We start from the raw sequence: 17,826 nt of genomic DNA, 5'->3' as shown, positions 1-17,826 counted from the left end.
GGTTAATGAGCGAACGGTTTTCCCAGTTTTCAGGCAAGTCAGTGTATGTCGCTCCCGCTAATCCGGCGGGTAGGGCTCTTGCACAGCACCTGCGTGAAGACAATGTGAAGGTTGTCGCAATGGTAGATAACCTCAAGCAAGGGCGCGACATTATTAACCATGCGGAACAGGCTAACGGAGATATTCAGGTCATCGTGGCTGAAGGGCGTTTTCAGGCTGAGATCTGCCGTGGCTTAGTCAAAAAAGGATTCAGAAAAGAGGCCATTCTCTGTCACCGAGCTAATCAGAAGCTAACGCCTTTCAGACAATCACTGACTGACCTCATCAAAGACGTGGCTGAGCAAGCCCTGCGTTTTTCTATTCGCACGCTTTGTCGCATTCTGCCGGCTAAAAAAGCGGTTTTTTATGCTGAAGAATTTGTCGACACGAACCTGTTGTTGGCCTGGCATTATTACGCTGGCATGCACCCTGATGATGCCGAACTTTTAGGGATAAACCTGAAAGGGCAAGACATGGATGGTGATCTTGCTGTAAGAATCAAGTCGGGTTGGCGGGCATATTGGGTCCTGCTGCGCGCAAGGGTGATTGTCATCGATCACGAATACACCAGCTTACTTTTCTCAGAGGTGCGTCTGCATAAACCTGTTGTACAGCTCTGGCATGGATTACCTTACAAATCTCTCGCTGGTAACGCGCATTTTCCCAACATTTGTGACACCGCTTTTGTATCCAGTTCGCGATGGTTTAATGAGCACAGGTTTCCACATATATTCAGGGCTGAGGAGTATCTGGATTATGGCTATCCGCGATGCGATGCTCTTTTACAGCCAAAACATCAACGTAATTGGTTAAATTCCATTCCCGAAGAGGTATTTGACTCCTTCACAAAAAATAGCCAGGGTATATGGGTTTATATGCCTACCTATCGAGATAGTGGTGACAACAGCTACCTCCTGAACTTCGATGCGTTGGAAAGCCTATGTCAACAATGTGACAAAACGCTGATCTTTAAATTTCATCCTTTTATTTCCAGAAAGTTCAGGGATGCAATGGGGTTAAAAGGTGATGCGGATACATTACAAGCCATTCCCGGCTATACCCGTTTGTTTCTTTTTCCCAGTGCCCGCAATATCTATCCCTGGTTAGCTGATGCGGAAATTCTGATTACAGATTACTCGTCTGTTGCACTCGACTTTTTGGTGTTGGACAAGCCAATTGTCTATTACCAGTATGATAAAGAAGCCTATCGCCATGTGCGGGGCGAGCCGATGATTAAAGATAGTGATTTTATTGCCGGGCCCTTGGTTACAACTGAGAGCGCGCTGTTGGCAACATTACGTGAACTGACAGAGGGGAAAGATGCCTTCAAGCATGAACGTGATGCACTGATTGAAAAGTTCGCTATCCGTTGTCAGCCATCGCTGCCTGATATTACTGCTTATATAAGAGCCGTAGCATGACTGGGAATGCTCCCTCAGACATTGATTTTGTGATCTTTTGGGTTGACGGCAACGATCCCGCTCATCGCCAGAAGCGGTCTCAATATCTGTCTGATTTTAGTCTGGAATCTGCCCGTAACGCTGAGCAATCAACCGACGATAAACGTTTTGTCCAACATGATGAATTACGCTTTTGCCTAAGGTCGATCAAGCAGTTTTCCCCTTGGTATAGGAAAATTCACCTTATTACCGACGAGCAAGTGCCAGCGTTTCTGGATAAAGACAAGCTTGCGCTGGATCGCATTGTCATCGTTGATCATAAGCAGCTCTTTCGAGGAAAGGCACATTACCTACCCACCTTTAACTCCAGAGCCCTGGCCACGCGGGTTCATCATATTCCGGAACTGAGCCGGTACTACCTCCTTGGTAATGACGACATTATGCTCGGAGCCCCTGTTCAACGTGATTTCTTCTTTGCTGATGGACAACCTGTGATTTATGCAGACTGGACAACCATGAAAAGCCCTTGTGGGGAAACCCTCTGGCAGAGGGGGATTATCAATGGGGCAAAGATGATGAACTATAACCATTCAGAAATTCTGGTACCAAGCCATGGTTTCTTACCTTTTGATAAGACATTGGTTCAGGCGCTGGAAACGCAGTTCTTTGAATCTTTTGAGAATAATCTACAGCACCGTTTCCGACATGAGTCGCAATTTATCCTGGAGTCATTATTTAATCACTTCTGCGTTAAAAATCAGCTTGGGAGGCTCCAGGATACCGGGTCAATGGTGCATTTCAGTTTCCAACTGTGCAGAGAGGGTTCTAAGGAAAAAATTGCTTTTTTATTCGATCTGATCGCGCAAGGTCAGAGGAAAATGTTTTGCCTGAATGAATATCAGTCTCTGATTAAAAGGATGCCTGAGGTAAAAACGCGTGTGTATGAACTGTTTCCTACCCCATTGCTTTCCGAGAAAGGACTAAATGATGTGGTTGAATAAGGTGCTCCGTTTTTTCAGCTCCCCAGATAAGATTTTGGTTAATGAAGCCGTGTCATTGAACCTTAATGAGGTTGCTGTATTTGGCTGCGGAGACCTTGGACTGGCCATTGTTCAGCGTCTTGATGAAGCGCAAATCAAGATTTCCTCATGGTTTGATTCTTCGATACCAGAAGGTGAGCACCGACTCTTAGGTAAGCCAATCAAACCAGCATCTGAGGTGGTAAACATGGATTCAGCAGCTTTTCTGATTATTGCGAGTGAGGCGTATGCCGAAGAGATTATGCAGCAATGCCGAAATCGGGGCTTTGAAGGGCGCTTCATAAGTTTAGAGACGTGGCTATGAGTAAACGAATCCTGTTTGTTTTTAAAACGCCACTATTGAAGTGTCCTAGAGCCAGGCGATTAATGTTAACGCTTAGCAAAATCCATGACTGCCAGTATTTGTGCCCTCCAGCGCTTGATGAAGATAATGACCCGCAGCGTTTTGGCTATCTTAGGCGCTCTCCGGGCTCGCCTTTTTTAAGGTGGTTAGGGCGAGTGGCGACAGAGTCTGGATGGTGTCACATTGCAGCACACGTTGAAGCTAAACGTTTCATCATGCCGACGGTGGTCGATGGGCAGTTTGATTACATTTTCGTTCATGACTTGTATTTACTTCCACACTTCAGCAATTTTCGTAAAACGCGCGTGATATTCGATGCCAGAGAATACTATCCGATGGAGTTTTCTGATAACAAAGCGTGGGCAAAAACTGTTGGTAAGCTAGCCAGACATATTTGCCTGCGGCATATGCCCAAGGTCTATCGTTGCATAACGGTTTCACCATCGATTGTAAAACTTTATGAGGCACTGATTGGTTGTCCAATAGGCTTGTTTCCGAGCTATCCAAGAGAAGACCTTTATATCTCCCCACAAGAGCGGCCTATCGAGGGGCGGCCGATTCGGTTAATTCACCACGGCAATGCGTTTAGAAACCGCGGTCTGGAAAAAATGATTGAACTGATGGCTGAATTAGGTGAAGGCTATTCGCTGGATATGATGTTGGTTAACACTCCTGGGAATAAGTATTTTGAGGAGTTAAAGCAGCGGATAAAAGGTATGAAAAATGTGCGTATCATCCCTCCAGTGCATCCTGATGAAATTATTGAAACCTGCAGTGAGTATGATGTTGGACTTTACTTAATGGAGGTTAACGATAGCCAGAACCGGTACTGCTTACCTAATAAATATTTTGAATTTTTGTATGCGGGATTACCAGTGATCACCAGCTTTTCTGAAGATATGCGTTACTTTACCGATAAATATGGTGTTGGAATGAGCTTTGGCCATGAGTCTGTAAAGCAGATTGCAGAGCAGGTACGCCAATTAACTCCAATTAAATTACAGCAATATCGTGATGCTATCAAAAAGCACGTGGTGTCATTAAATGTGACGAATAATATCAAAACGAACTTTCCTGAACTGTTAGATAATAAAAGCGGTTGATGTATGTGCGGTATAAGCGGGATCCTTCAGTATCAAACCCCTATCCCTGATAACGTGCTGGAGACTTTTAATCAGTCATTAAGCCACCGGGGACCGGATGCGCAGTCCGTGTATTTTTCAGAACACCGCCACCTCGGATTAGGTCATTGCCGTCTTTCTATTGTCGATACATCTCGAGCGGCTAATCAGCCGTTTGTTTCTGAGGATAAAAGTTTAATACTGACCTTTAATGGAGAAATTTATAACTACCCCGAGCTAAGACATGAATTGCAGTCTTTTGGCTATGTATTCAGAACGACTTCTGACACCGAGGTACTTCTGAGAGCCTATCAACATTGGGGGACAGATTGTCTCAGCAGATTAAACGGTATGTGGGCCTTCGCGATCTGGGACCAGCGTAAAAGACAGCTATTTCTTGCCCGTGACCGTTTTGGCGTGAAGCCAGTTTATTATCGATATGATGGTGAACACTTTGCTTTTGCCTCTGAACAAAAAGCATTTCGTTGCCACCCTCAAGGCTTGGAGGTTTGTGCGGAGCAGGCCAGTTTTCTGATGTTGTATCCAGAGGCCGTGGAGTCTGAACGAAAGACGTTATACAAAGATGTGGATAAGTTACTTCCGGGTGAGTATTTGATCGTCACTCAGAAAGGGCCGGAACATAAGCGTTGGTGGAATACTTATGACCAGTTGACAGAGCTGCAGGACCTTCCATCAACAGCGGAAGATTTGCAACATCTGTTCAGTCAGGCCTGTGAAATCAGAACACGTACAGATGTAAAAATTGCCACAGCATTGAGCGGGGGATTGGATTCATCGGCTGTGACATCCAGACTGGCAACGTTATCCGGTATCAAAGAAACAAAGAAACTAAAATCTTTCATCGGCTCCTTCGTTGATAGTGATATGGATGAATATCACTGGGCGAAATTAGTGGTTGATACTCATCAGCTTGATTATAGACGTGTGAATGTTTCAGAAGACGATGTATTGGAACATGTTGAAAAGAGCTGTCTTGCTTTAGAGGATGTCAATGACCTGCCTATTGTCGGTCAATGGAAGGTGTATCAGGCGATGCATGAGGATGGTTACAAAGTCTCGCTGGAGGGGCACGGTGGTGATGAGTTGTTAGCCGGTTATCACAGACACCTGACGGTATACCTGGGCGATGTGATGAGAAACCGGGCTTCGCCTGAAATCATGGCAACCTTGATAAAAGCATTAGGTGACATGCGCCCGGGAGCTGGCAGTGCTTTTGTCAGGAGCAGTCTTTTACAGGCTCCCATGTCTTCGGAGGATGTACATCATAAACTGGGTAGCAAGAAGTTATACCTCAGAAGCTTGCTTCGAGGGACAAGTCATTTCAGTAATGACATTGTAAACGAACGGAATTCAGAAACCTACAAACAGGAAACCATGTTGTTTCAAAAGCTGTATGAGGATTTTCATTACTTTACCTTGCCCTATATCCTCAGAAACTATGATCGCTTATCCATGAGCCACTCGGTTGAAGTGCGATCGCCTTTTTTAGATTACCGTTTTGTACTCGCTGCATTTAACGCAGATAGCCAGTTAAAGCTTTCAGGAGGAAGGACCAAATCTTTGCTACGGGATCATTTTTCTTTTATACCAGTTGAAATTCGTAATCGAATGGATAAGTCGGGCTTTTCTCCTCCTTTTTATCGGTGGTTGAAACAGGGACTTGGTGAATGGGTCGTTTCCTTCGCTAATGACTCAATCGTCAGGGATTCCTCTCTTTTCGATGGCAAGGCATTGCAGAGAGCCGTAAATCAGTGCCATGAGAGTAAAGAATTTGAGCAGATGGGGATGTTTTGGCCATTGATCAATCTGGCGATCCTGGACAAAGGAACCGGTCTATTATGAGCCTACTTACACAGAGAGTATCAAGGTTCCTGACATCACGTCCCGATATAAAAAGCGCAGTAATATGGGGAGCCGGTCAGGTTGGTGATCAGCTAGCCACACTGATTGAGCAGCAATTTCCTGGCATAGAGCTCCGAGGAATTGTAGATTCCTCTATTAATGAAAGAAAGAGTGTTGATGGCAGAGAGGTATATCCTGTTTCATTTCTTGATGGTGAAGAAAAACCCGATCTTATAGTTATTGCCAGCATTGCTTTTGAAAGAAAAATCTTTGACATAATTTCCGAACGTTATCCATCGCTTATTGGGTTGGTCTTTCGGTTGTCCCAGTCAGAGATTGTCGGGGCTAAGCTGACTGATGCGGTTTTTCAAGATGATGAGACACTGTTAACGGAATTGCTTTTTGAGTTTCCTGACAGCGCTGAAGTATGGGATGAGTTTGCGCGCAGAGCCTACACACAAAATCTCAAGGCACTTTATTCGGTGTGCGCTAGGTATTTGAAAAACGATGATTAAACACGCAAACCATTGGATTTGCTACTGCCGCCACCTCTTCATTGAGTGCATCATTGAAAGGCGATAGATTGAGCATTCATTCAATCTTTACATCTCTAAGGAAAGAGAATTCGGGAAGCCTAATAGTAGTGGCGTATTGCAGAGTGTCTTTTATGGCGTTAATCAAACGGTAAGGTTCTGATATGAGTAAAGAATTTAATTCATCTAATTTTAATTTCTTAATGTGTTCCGAACGTTCCGGTAGTAACCTTATCGTGCAGATCATGAATTCACATTCTATGATTTGCGGCCCTTCCACAAAGCACATTATTAGCCCCGTGGCCAGAAACCTTTTCAGGTATGGGGACCTAAAGCGGGATGAAAACTGGTTGGCGTTACTTGAGGATATCTGTAGTTTAATAAACATGGGATTTTCACGCTGGAAAAAAGTTTTCACCGTACAGATGTTGAACGAAATGTCACCTGAACGTAATCCTGGAAACCTTTTAAAAAGGATGTTTTTGGCAGAGGCGAAAGAGTTTGGTAAAGATATTGTTTTCATAAAAGAGAATAGAATATATGAATATATGTCTTATCTACTTTTGAACTTTCCAGAGTCCAAGTTTATTTTTCTGGTCAGAGATCCAAGAGATGTTGCTCTATCCTGGAAGAAAAGTATCAACCATGCAGGTGGTGTAGTTCGAGCAGCAAGACAGTGGCAACACGATCAGGCTTATTATATTAATGAGTATGAAAATATGAATAATATGGGGAGGTCTTTCTATTTGTCCTATGAAAATCTTTTATCTTCCCCTATGGCGACGTTAAAAGAACTTTGTAAATTCTTAACTGTACCCTTTGATGAAAAAGTATTGGAATTTCATTCTAATAAGCTCACGATAGAAAACTCGAAAAAGGATGCAACTTGGGAAAATTTATCTAAGCCTTTGATGACTGGTAATTTCAACAAGTTTTCTTCGGAGTTGACGAAAGAAGAGTTGCTGGCAATTGAAAAAATATGTAAGAACGAAATGCTATCACTTGGCTATGAGCTGGTTTCTTCATCGTCAGAGTTGGAAAATTTTAGTGCCGAAGACATTGAGAGGATAGAATATAGAGAAATAGATAAATATATTTCTCAGCCCAGTGAGACCATTAAAGAACACAGAGATATGAAATCACGATTTTATAACAGATGGTCAAATATTAATGATTTGAAAACTTGAGCATTCTGCATTTTTTTATCATTTAAACGGCGTAAAACTCTTTTACTGCATCAACTACTCTCTCAAGGTGTGTTTCTTCCATGCCGTACCATAAAGGCAGCCTGATAAGTTTTTTACTATGTGACGTTGTATAAATGTCCTCAGCATTAAATGTACCAAAGCGCCTTCCAGCTTCTGAGCTGTGGAGCGGTACATAGTGAAAAGTTGCCTTTATCTTCTTCTTCCCCAAGAACTGTATCAGCTCTTGTCTCTGCTGTTCATCGACGGCCTTGAGATAGAATATATGGCCGTTATGGGGAGAGCTGGCAAGGGGTAATGGTCGTTCAACCGAGTCGGGAAGATTGGAAAATGCGTCATAATATTGTTGCCATCTGATCAATCGAGTCTTACAGATCTTTTCAGCGTGTGGTAGTTGCCCCCACAAATATGCCGATTGCAACTCCGAAGTCAGAAAGCTGCTTCCTACATCTACCCAACTATATTTATCCACTAACCCATCGATAAATAATTTTCTATTGGTTCCTTTTTCTCTTATTATTTCCGCTCGCTCACAAAATTCAGACCTATTGATAATTAGCAATCCGCCTTCACCTGCGCTGGTGATATTTTTTGTTTCGTGAAAGCTGAAAGCACCAATATGGCCTATAGTCCCCAGAGGTCTTCCTTTGTAAAAAGAGCAAATCGCCTGGGCAGCATCTTCTATCACGTACAGATCATTTCTTGTTGCAACGTCCATAACTTTATCCATGTTGCAGGCTCTTCCTGCATAGTGCACCACAACAATGGCCTTGGTTTTATCATTTATTGCAAGTTCAATCAGATCCTCATCTATATTCATCGTATCAGGGCGAATGTCAACGAAACGAATTCGTGCACCACGCAGAACGAAAGCATTTGCTGTACTGACAAAAGTAAAGCTAGGCATGATCACTTCGTCACCTGGCTGAATATCGATCAATATTGCAGCCATTTCCAGAGCCTGGGTACAGCTTGGGGTAACTAATGCTGCCTGGCACCCTAGCTGTTGTTCAAACCAATGCTCACACTTTTCAGAAAAGTAGCCGTTGCCGGATAGCTTTCTGCTTGCCAAAGCTTGGTGAATAAACTGATCTTCATCTCCCGTATAGGGCGCGCGGTTGAAAGGTATCATAGGCCTGCTCAAATAAATAAATTGGAGGAATAGTCCTCTATTCTTGCGATTTCAAATTCCACATTGGATTTCTTGATACTGTAATCAGGTGAAAACTCCGGACGGGTTATTGTCAACGGTTCCCTGAAATTTTTTACGAGCCTGACCCGCTCAGCCTTATCCAAGTTGCTATGCGAATAGTTAAGCCATGACATTTCTTCTTGACATGTTGCTTCAATATAACTCAACACAGAGCTTGATAGTCGGCAGGAAAAATCATCAATAGCTTTGATGTCGAGCCCTCGTCGTTCAGAAAATGAAGAGTTTCCCATCCAACTCTTATTGTTTTCGCTTTCAAACTTTCCTACGAGCTTCCGGCAATCCACGTCATCCATGCCCAGCCACTGAAAAATGTTTCTGAGTATTGGCTCTGGCTCTTTCAGCAACTCTTCAAACCGTACCAGTTTGAAATGCTTATTCGATTGTAGCAAACGTCCAATCTGAACGCTTTTTCGCCAGTTTCTGATGTCAAACAAGGTGGGTCTTGGCTTTCCTGTATGTTCTGTGCTGCCATATGCAGTTGACGCCAATACGGCCCGCGGGTCCCGCACAATGAGGATACATTTAACTTCAGCATTCACCAGCCAAGGAAAAAACTCTTCGATAAGAATTTCTTTAACCCCCACGTATCGATGGTCAGAAACAGTTAAATTATTCCTTAAAGTATTTAATAGCGGCTCTCCATTAATTAGCAGCCACTTAGTAAACTCTGGTAACGTGTAATGACCCTTTTCATTATAATGAGACAGTTTGTGGTAGGATGTTCTATTGATTTCTTCCAGAAAATTCTTCTTGCTTTCAAGAAAGAGGGAGGTGCAGGATTGATATTGGATGTTGATTTGAGGGTGTGTATTGATTATTTTCTGTAGTAGCGTAGTCCCAGAGCGCATCATCCCCGAACAAATAACAAAATCATGCTTAACTTTCTGACTCATCGATAAGCCTGCTCAAATAAATTACCTAACCCTTTAAGAAGTGCGTCGCGGGAATAATGGTGGTTCATTTTTTCAATGTTACTTTGCCGCTGTTCAAAATCAGGTTCCAGTTCAAACTCTTTGAGTTCAAACATTTTCACACCCAAACCTGTCATTAATTCTAAGGCCCCGTGTTCGCTATTAACATATACCTTCTTACCCATAGCCAAAAGCTGGCGAATTGTTCCCATTCCTTGGTCCCTATGATGGTAGAGGACAGCTAAATCGATTTTTGAAAGCAAGGCACAATAACGCTCGTAATCCATATCTTCCATCAGGGGGTAGAACTTATCGCCCAGCAAAAGTTTACCCTTGCGGGCTACTTGATGAGCATACTCCTTATCACCGTAATTTAAAGGACATATAACTTGAAAATCCTCGTTGATAAACGGAGACAGAAGCGTAAAAATTTCATCATGACAGTTAAGTAAGGATGCGGAATTCCCCATTAATATGGTGAGTTCTTTTTCATCCAGGAAAGAAAAAGAGACTTTGGGAATCGCGTCTTTGTCGATACACATATTACTTGGGTATTTAAAACAATTAATATACGCAGCTTGGCAATCAAACTCCCTTCTCGCATAGTACAGATGCTTGGGATTGTGACAAACCAAGTGGGCCATGTTCTTTATCACTGTTTTTATTAACTTGCTTTTGTGATTGCTAATACTGCGATCTTTCTCTTCGTTACCGTAGAGGTCTGATCCCCACAGGAACCAGTAACACTTACGCAGAAATTGCGGATGCTGGTACAAGGTCTCAAGAACGATACTATTAAACAATGAATGCAGGATTATCCTATCGGCTTTTCTCATATAAGCGGCCAGATCAGCAATTTGCTGCTCTTTGGAAGGGAAAGTACTGGAAAATAGCGTCATATGCTCAACAGTAGGCCAGTGCTCGCCTTGTGTCTTATCTAACATTAAGAAGCAATGTTGGTCGAGTTCGAAGTGTTTTTCAAAAAAACGGATGAATTGAAATGAGAATCTACCGGAGGGGACAAGATGCAGATTCTTTGGCGTTTCTTTCCAAGGAAGAGACTCCAGTGTATTGAAAAGTGTGCCATATGAATGTGCTTTCAGGATAGCCTCAATGTCTCTGAAACAGAGGTCTTGGCGACATTCCTGTCTCAGTTCAACTAACTCGAGTAAGAGGAGTGGAGAAAGCGGATAACGCTTACAGCCTTTTTCTAATGTCTTTGCCGCTAACACAGGCAGTCCCTGTCTGTAGTAGCAAATTGCCAGGAAACGAAAAAAATCTTCACTCATTAGGTTTTCCGGGGTATTTTCCAATATTACCACTGCTTCCGACCAATGCTTTTGATTCATGGCGAGCTTGGCGGAATCTAACCGGAATCGGCCATCCTCTGGATACTTTCTGCATCCAGTGACTAACCATTTTCTAGCTAAATGGAAATTTTTTGCATACCGCGCTGCGAGGCTGGCTTTGTAGAGCTGGTCATTGTCAGCTGGAGAGCTGTCTAGATACTTTTCCCAATCTTCAACGCTTTTCTGATATTCCCGTCGGGAAAAACTCTGTTGGGCTGAGTCACATAGTGCTTCGAGATTGCTATGCACAGTTCTTCTCCTAGCTAACGTCAGTTAGATATCTGACAGAGTCGGGACCATGCATGAAAAATAAGTCTATGATACTGAGCGAAGGCTCAAAGGGTGGGTATAACTGCTCATACTCCGGATAATTATATCGTTTATACTCCAGGGTTATATTTTCCTGCTCAAACATTTCAGGCTGAAGGTAATGGCGTGCTGCTGGGCCTGAAAGATAATGATCCCCTCCTACTGCTTTTAATATGTTGATAAGGCGTTCTGTCTTCTCACCTGTTACTTCCAACTCTCTTGAAAATTTAATAGGGGTGTCTATATCCAGATGTTCACATCCCCACAAGAGTAGGCTGTAATTTAACTCAGAAATCGTCTCGACGGGCTGTCTGATAAAGAATTCCAGCTCATTGAAGTAATCTTTGAAATAGGGGGCTGAACGATAAGACTGATGTACTTTGCCAAGCAACTTTTCTCGCCAGCGGCCCCCTTCAACTAGCTTCGTTTCTTCTATTTTTTTATTTAGGCGAGTGTTATATACAGGAGCTGTTATCCAGGTTGCTCCTTCCTTTGTTTTAATTCTGTTTCTGTTTCTCCAGTCATTTTTTGTGTACTGCATGTCATCATAGAGAATAAATAAATCCACCTCTCTAATAAAATCAAAGTACCCACGCCATGGAAGAAAATTAGATTGGATAATGCCGACTTTCATTACATCCTCTGATTCAGAACTGAAAATTATCACCTTCGTTCAAACGGACTTGGTATAACATTTTTTACCGAGCACCACTGTCAAAGTGGCTTATATCTCCGGAATTAATGAACGCAAATATCTGCCATAACTGTTTTTGCCGTGTGCATCCGCAGCCTGTATCAGCATCTGCTTGTCTAACCAGCCTCTATTAAAGGCAATTTCTTCCAGACAAGCTACCTTGTATCCTTGACGTTTTTCGAGCGTTTCAACAAACTGAGCCGCATCAAGCAAGCTGGAGTATGTTCCGGTATCCAGCCAGGCGAAACCACGGCCCAGCACCTCAACATGTAACTCTTTACGCTTCAGGTACACTTCATTAACTGAGGTAATTTCATATTCGCCGCGACTAGACTTCTCAATTCCCTTGGCAATCTCTACAACCGAATTATCGTAAAAGTACAACCCTGTTACTGCATAATTGGATTTTGGTTTAGCTGGTTTTTCTTCTAAGGATAATACGTGCTTCTGACTATCAAATGAGACTACACCAAACCGCTCTGGATCTTTCACCTGATAGCCAAAAATAGTTGCACCTTTAGGTCGTCTTGCTGCGGCTTTTAACATTGGGGTTAACCCCTGACCGTAAAAAATATTATCACCCAACACGAGACATACATGACTGTCACCGATAAAGTGCTCTCCGATAAGGAAAGCTTGGGCTAGTCCTTCTGGTTCAGGCTGTACGGCATATTGAATGTTTACCCCCAGATGTTTACCGTCATTAAGTAGGCGGCGGAAGCTATCCAGATCGGCGGGTGTGGTGATGACAAGAATATCGCGAATGCCAGCCAGCATAAGAACGGAAAGGGGATAATAGATCATCGGTTTGTCATATACGGGTAATAGCTGCTTGGAAACGCCTTTGGTAATTGGGTAAAGGCGTGTGCCGCTGCCTCCTGCGAGGATGATGCCTTTCACTGCGCTTCTCCACTTATTGCCGTTATTTTATTTGCATCACATGGGTTGGTAGTCGACTGCGGATAACTACTGAGTAACCATTGGAGTGTTTTACTAAGGCCTTGCTGCAAGTTGTGAGAGGGCCGCCAGCCTAGTTGTGAAGTGATTTTTTGACTATTGATGGCATAGCGCTTGTCATGCCCGGCGCGATCTTCGACAAATTCCAGTAGATCGATGTAGCGTCCTTTTACTCGTGGTCTGAGGATATCTAGTTCAGCGCAGAGTGTATTAACCAACTCGAGATTCGTCAGCTCGTTATTTCCGCCAATGCAATAGGTCTCGCCAGCTACGCCATCTCGGAGTACTGATGTCAAAGCGTCAACATGGTCATCGACAAATAACCAATCTCGAATGTTTTTACCATTTCCATAAATGGGTAATGGCTGCTCTTTGAGGGCGCACATAGTCATATGGGGTATCAATTTCTCGTGATGCTGATAGGGCCCATAGTTATTTGAACAATTGGTCACTATGACAGGGAGCCGATAAGTTCGGTGCCATGCTCTGGCAAGATGGTCCGAACTTGCTTTGCTGGCTGAATAAGGTGAACTGGGCAGGTAAGGGCTTGATTCATCAAAAGCCGAATCACCAGTTTCCAAATCACCAAAAACTTCATCAGTGGAGATATGAATAAACTTAAATCTAGACTGACGACTCTCGGGTAGCTCTTGCCAATAGGCCAGAGCCTCCTCAAGCATTGAGTATGTACCGATGATATTGGTCTGCATGAACACGGATGGCGAGGAGATAGAGCGGTCTACATGGGACTCTGCTGCGAGATGAAGGATCGCATCAGGTTGAAATCTGGATATCAATGTTTTGATTTTACTTCTATCACAAATATCGGCGACAGCATGTTGATAGCGAGCTGAGTCTACAGCGTCTTTGACTGCCTCTGGATTAGCCGCATATGTGAGCTTATCGATATTCAGTACATGGCAGGCTGTGCTGTGCATAAGATGTCGGACTAAGGCAGAACCGATAAAGCCACATCCACCGGTGATTAGAATGCGTTTAATGCCTGGTATGTCCATCATTTTTGTCCATCTAACAGATGCCGGACAATAGTCGCTCCTGCGTCACCATGACCATATAGAGGCTTCCATTCATTAGGCGTATCTAAAGCATCATATTGGCTAATAATTTGATGTGATGAAGCGCTAACCAGATGATTCCATCCAGCATCAACGGTTTCAACCCATTCCGTTTCATCTCTCACCGTCAAACAAGGCTTCTTGGCAAAATAAGCTTCCTTTTGCAGTCCTCCAGAGTCGGTGATGACGCATTCGCAAAGTGACAGCAGTCGAACCATTTCTATATATCCTAGTGGAGGAGCTACCAGAATATCCTTGAGTAAATCCTCTAACCCAAAATGACTAATTTGTTTTTTTGTTCTTGGGTGCAAAGGCAACACAACCCGTTTTTTGAGACTTATTTCATTTAGGCCCATCAAAATATCTTTCAGACGCTGAAGTGAATCGGTATTTTCAGCTCTATGCAGGGTCGCTAATATAAAACCATCGTCCAGGCCCTCGAGGTCGACCGAGCAGTGTTGTTCTGACTTTGATTGGGCATATAAGAATGCGTCATACATGACATCACCGACTAGTAAGCTTTTGTTACTCAGTGCTTCTCGCTCAAGGTTTTTCATTGCCGCCTCTGTCGGGCAAAGCAAGCTGCTGGCCACATGGTCTGTCATGACGCGATTGATCTCTTCCGGCATGCTCTTATTGAAAGAGCGCAAGCCAGCCTCTACATGTGCAATGGGTATGTGTAGCTTGGCTGCAGCCAGAGCACCTGCCAGAGTCGAATTGGTATCACCATATACCAATACCCAATCAGGTTTTTCCTGTAATAAGTGTTTTTCTATTTCAATCAGCATTTGACCTGTCATCTGACCATGGCTGTTGCTATGGATGTTGAGGTTGATCTTGGGCGTAGGAATTCCCAATTGATCGAAGAACAGCTGCGACATATTGCTGTCAAAATGCTGGCCGGTATGAAGTATCGTCTCCGTAACCTGTCCGGGCAGGTGTTGCGTCAATTCAAGGATGGCTCTGGAGACAACTGAGGCTTTTACGAACTGGGGGCGAGCGCCGATAACGGTCAGTATCTTCATTGGCTCAGCCCATTTATGACGTGATCAATGTCCTGGTCAGACATATAAGGATGCATTGGAATACTGAAAGCTTTTTGACTGGCTGCCTCAGCTTTTTTACAGGGCTCTGCCAACGCGTCTTGCATCGCGGGTTGCCGGTGCAGACAAACGGGGTAGTAGATACCCGAGGGAATGCCTTGTGCACTTAGTCTGTCAAGATAGGACTGACGTGACTCAGATCTTCCTGAAACTGTGTAAAGGGCCCATGCACTGGAGAATCCAGTACTCACTTTCTGGTGAACTAGATCAGCTCCCAGGGCTGACGCATATTTCCTGGAAATATAGTTTCTTTGTTCAAGCTCCGAGGGGAATTGCTGCAGTTTCTCCAGCAGGATAGCCGCCTGAATCGTGTCCAATCTGCTATTCAGGCCAATCCTAATGTTTTGATATTTGTGTTCGCCTTTACCGTGTACCCGCATTGAACGGCATTGTTCAGCCAGATCCTGATTGTTGGTAAATATCGCACCTCCATCACCATAGCACCCCAGAGGCTTAGCTGGAAAAAAGCTGGTTGTGGCAATATCGCCAAAGCTGCCACATTTCTTTCCTGAAATGCTGCCACCAAAGCTTTGCGCACCATCTTCAATAAGATGAAGATCGTATTTATCACATATTAATCGCAGTTCGGGATAATTGGCGGGCATGCCAAACAGATCCACCGCAATAACAGCGCGGGGTATTCCTTTTCCCGATGCTTTGCAGGCGATAATGGCTTGCTCCAGGCTAATTGGGCAAATGTTGTAGGTTTCTTCGTTAATATCTACAAAGTAGGGTGTGGCTCCGACCAGAGGGATGACTTCAGCGGTGGCGAAAAAGGAAAACGCAGTGGTAAAAACAATATCGCCGGGTCCGACATCCAGTGCCATGAGGGAAAGCTGCAATGCATCGGTGCCGTTGGCACAACTGATGCAGTGCTTTACTCCTACATAATCTGCCAGCTTCTCTTCCAGCTCATGCACCTCTGGTCCGATGATAAACTGGCCATGATCGAGCACCCTGGCGATTCGCCGGTCGATGTTCTCGCGCATTGTTGCCAGTTGCGCCTGTAGATCGATAAACTCCATCAATCCTTCCTGGTTACTGTATTGTTTTTAAGTTCATAGGTGTCGCCGGAATGAGGGCAGGTGGTTTCTGCGTCACCTTTGAGCGGAAGGTTGAGCTGCTCACCGAATTCACTGATCCAGCCAATGTGTCTGGCTGGCACACCCACCATCAGGGCATAGTCTGGGACGTCTTTGTTAACAACGGCTCCGGCTCCGATAAACGCGTATCGCCCGATGGACACGCCACATACAATGGTGCAGTTGGCGCCAAGAGTCGCACCTTGTTGTACCAATGTTTTGCGGTATTGGTCTTTGCGCTCAATGGCGGAGCGAGGATTATAGACATTGGTGAAGACCATTGATGGGCCACAAAAGACATCATCCTCCAGCTCAACGCCTTCATAAACAGACACGTTATTCTGTATTTTGACGTTATTACCAATCTTTACCTTATTACCAACAAAGACGTTCTGGCCCAAAGAACAGCCACGGCCAATAGTGGCCGAGCCGCACACATGAACCCAGTGCCAGACTCGCGTTTTAGAGCCAATTGTTGCACCGTCATCTACAATTGCCGATGAGTGTATAAAAACATCTTTCATTTCATGAATTTATAGCAAAGGGGTGAATCATGTCATGGTGTTGGGTTAGCGCCATGTTGCGAATTTCTGAGACCGTAGTGACCGCAACCCGGTTGTCTTCGAGTCCAAATCCGTTGCCGCTTAAAATCTGTTGATAACTTTGTGTATGCAGATCGGTAAAGCCGCTGGAGAATTCAATCTCTTCGTTATTCATGGTGATACTTCTGTAGGTCCGTTGTCCCTGCAAGCGAACACTCGCCGGCAGCGCATTTTCATCGGTTGAGAGGAACCATCTCACTCTCGCTTTTTGATATTCAAGGTAACCGCTTGCGGTCTGCCCATCCGATTTAAACAGTTTGCTTTCCTGCAAATCACCAAACAGATAGTGCAGCATATCAAAAAAGTGCACACCGATATTTGTGGCAATACCGCCGGACTTTTTCTCATCCCCTTTCCATGACACGGAATACCAGTGTCCCCTGGAAGTGATATAGGTGAGATCGACGTCGTACTTCTGGCTGCTGTTTTGCGATTCGATCTGTTGTTTTAAGGCGATGATCGTCGGATGAAGCCGAAGTTGCAGGATAGTATTTACCTTATGGCCACTCTCTCTTTCTATCTCCTGAAGTGCGTCGATATTCCATGGGTTGAGCACCAAAGGTTTTTCGCAGATTGCCTGGCAGCCTGAACGTAAGGCGAAACGAATATGAGAGTCATGCAGATAATTGGGCGAGCAAATGGAAACATAGTCAACCGGATTGCCGCTGCGACGACGTTTATCAATATGACGGTCGAAGCGCTCGAATTCGGTAAAAAAGTGACAATTAGGGAAGAAGCTATCCATGATCCCCACCGAGTCACTGGGGTCAACGGCGGCAACCAGGTCATTACCGGTCTCTTTGATGGCTTTCATATGGCGGGGAGCGATATAACCTGCGGCTCCCATCAAAGCAAACTTTTTCATTATCAGCCCTCTACGTTCGTAATCTTACACAAGGGTTATCGGCCGATTTAGGCAATGCTTGAAAAGCCTGAGGGCGATAACAGAGTGTTATCATGCATCGCTAATATACCCTGTTATCAAA

At 44.2% G+C, this 17,826-nt stretch carries 17 protein-coding genes; 7 read left to right on the top strand and 10 right to left on the bottom strand.

What is annotated here, in order from left to right:
• Positions 1 to 5: 5 nt before the first annotated feature.
• From CCY32_RS08715 to CCY32_RS08685, 7 genes are all read left to right on the top strand, one after another.
• Complete coding sequence (locus CCY32_RS08715) at positions 6 to 1,460, top strand: CDP-glycerol glycerophosphotransferase family protein (protein WP_088330237.1); 1,455 nt, start codon at positions 6 to 8, stop codon at positions 1,458 to 1,460.
• A complete protein-coding gene (locus CCY32_RS08710) occupies positions 1,457 to 2,440 on the top strand; it encodes a stealth family protein (protein ID WP_088330236.1) in 984 nt (327 codons plus the stop codon). The genes CCY32_RS08715 and CCY32_RS08710 overlap by 4 nt, the downstream gene beginning before the upstream one ends.
• On the top strand, positions 2,424 to 2,783 hold the full coding sequence (locus CCY32_RS08705) for a hypothetical protein (protein WP_141096205.1): 360 nt from the start codon (positions 2,424 to 2,426) through the stop codon (positions 2,781 to 2,783). The genes CCY32_RS08710 and CCY32_RS08705 overlap by 17 nt, the downstream gene beginning before the upstream one ends.
• Positions 2,780 to 3,925: a glycosyltransferase family 4 protein gene (locus tag CCY32_RS08700; protein WP_141096204.1), complete on the top strand. Its 1,146-nt coding sequence runs from the start codon at positions 2,780 to 2,782 to the stop codon at positions 3,923 to 3,925. Before CCY32_RS08705 ends, CCY32_RS08700 begins: the two co-directional genes overlap by 4 nt.
• 3 nt (positions 3,926 to 3,928) lie before the next feature.
• On the top strand, positions 3,929 to 5,806 hold the full coding sequence (gene asnB / locus CCY32_RS08695) for an asparagine synthase (glutamine-hydrolyzing) (protein WP_088330233.1): 1,878 nt from the start codon (positions 3,929 to 3,931) through the stop codon (positions 5,804 to 5,806).
• The gene (locus CCY32_RS08690) at positions 5,803 to 6,321 is read left to right on the top strand and encodes a hypothetical protein (protein ID WP_088330232.1); all 519 of its coding nucleotides are present in this window, start codon (positions 5,803 to 5,805) and stop codon (positions 6,319 to 6,321) included. The genes asnB and CCY32_RS08690 overlap by 4 nt, the downstream gene beginning before the upstream one ends.
• A 182-nt stretch (positions 6,322 to 6,503) precedes the next feature.
• Positions 6,504 to 7,526 carry a sulfotransferase gene (locus CCY32_RS08685; protein WP_088330231.1) on the top strand — a complete coding sequence of 341 codons (1,023 nt, stop codon included), beginning with the start codon at positions 6,504 to 6,506 and terminating at the stop codon, positions 7,524 to 7,526.
• A 22-nt stretch (positions 7,527 to 7,548) separates the two neighbouring features.
• Here CCY32_RS08685 and rffA read toward each other — a convergent pair whose 3' ends face one another.
• The 10 genes from rffA to CCY32_RS08635 all read right to left on the bottom strand — a co-directional run bounded on the left by rffA (position 7,549) and on the right by CCY32_RS08635 (position 17,705).
• Positions 7,549 to 8,676 (bottom strand): dTDP-4-amino-4,6-dideoxygalactose transaminase, encoded by a 1,128-nt coding sequence (gene rffA, locus CCY32_RS08680; protein ID WP_088330230.1) that lies wholly within the window; start codon positions 8,674 to 8,676, stop codon positions 7,549 to 7,551.
• An 8-nt stretch (positions 8,677 to 8,684) separates the two neighbouring features.
• Positions 8,685 to 9,650, bottom strand: a complete 966-nt coding sequence (locus tag CCY32_RS08675) for a sulfotransferase (protein ID WP_088330229.1) — start codon at positions 9,648 to 9,650, stop codon at positions 8,685 to 8,687.
• Positions 9,647 to 11,266: a TDP-N-acetylfucosamine:lipid II N-acetylfucosaminyltransferase gene (locus CCY32_RS08670; protein ID WP_088330228.1), complete on the bottom strand. Its 1,620-nt coding sequence runs from the start codon at positions 11,264 to 11,266 to the stop codon at positions 9,647 to 9,649. The genes CCY32_RS08675 and CCY32_RS08670 overlap by 4 nt, the downstream gene beginning before the upstream one ends.
• Before the next feature lie 10 nt (positions 11,267 to 11,276).
• Positions 11,277 to 11,960 carry a WbqC family protein gene (locus CCY32_RS08665; protein ID WP_088330227.1) on the bottom strand — a complete coding sequence of 228 codons (684 nt, stop codon included), beginning with the start codon at positions 11,958 to 11,960 and terminating at the stop codon, positions 11,277 to 11,279.
• Between the two features lie 90 nt (positions 11,961 to 12,050).
• Positions 12,051 to 12,920, bottom strand: coding sequence for a glucose-1-phosphate thymidylyltransferase RfbA (rfbA, locus tag CCY32_RS08660; protein WP_088330226.1), 870 nt, complete (start codon positions 12,918 to 12,920; stop codon positions 12,051 to 12,053).
• Positions 12,917 to 13,996 carry a dTDP-glucose 4,6-dehydratase gene (gene rfbB / locus CCY32_RS08655; RefSeq protein ID WP_246840567.1) on the bottom strand — a complete coding sequence of 360 codons (1,080 nt, stop codon included), beginning with the start codon at positions 13,994 to 13,996 and terminating at the stop codon, positions 12,917 to 12,919. The genes rfbA and rfbB overlap by 4 nt, the downstream gene beginning before the upstream one ends.
• Positions 13,993 to 15,078, bottom strand: coding sequence for a UDP-N-acetylglucosamine 2-epimerase (non-hydrolyzing) (gene wecB, locus CCY32_RS08650; protein WP_088330225.1), 1,086 nt, complete (start codon positions 15,076 to 15,078; stop codon positions 13,993 to 13,995). The genes rfbB and wecB overlap by 4 nt, the downstream gene beginning before the upstream one ends.
• Complete coding sequence (locus tag CCY32_RS08645) at positions 15,075 to 16,181, bottom strand: DegT/DnrJ/EryC1/StrS family aminotransferase (protein WP_088330224.1); 1,107 nt, start codon at positions 16,179 to 16,181, stop codon at positions 15,075 to 15,077. The genes wecB and CCY32_RS08645 overlap by 4 nt, the downstream gene beginning before the upstream one ends.
• Entirely contained in the window at positions 16,181 to 16,762 is a 582-nt protein-coding gene (locus tag CCY32_RS08640; RefSeq protein ID WP_088330223.1) for an acyltransferase, read from the bottom strand. The genes CCY32_RS08645 and CCY32_RS08640 overlap by 1 nt, the downstream gene beginning before the upstream one ends.
• A 1-nt stretch (position 16,763) precedes the next feature.
• Positions 16,764 to 17,705, bottom strand: coding sequence for a Gfo/Idh/MocA family oxidoreductase (locus CCY32_RS08635; protein ID WP_088330222.1), 942 nt, complete (start codon positions 17,703 to 17,705; stop codon positions 16,764 to 16,766).
• Between the last annotated feature and the right edge of the window lie 121 nt (positions 17,706 to 17,826).

The organism is Lacimicrobium sp. SS2-24, from assembly GCF_002201535.1.
Classification (GTDB): Bacteria; Pseudomonadota; Gammaproteobacteria; order Enterobacterales; family Alteromonadaceae; genus Lacimicrobium.
This window is presented reverse-complemented; position numbering and strand designations above follow the sequence as displayed.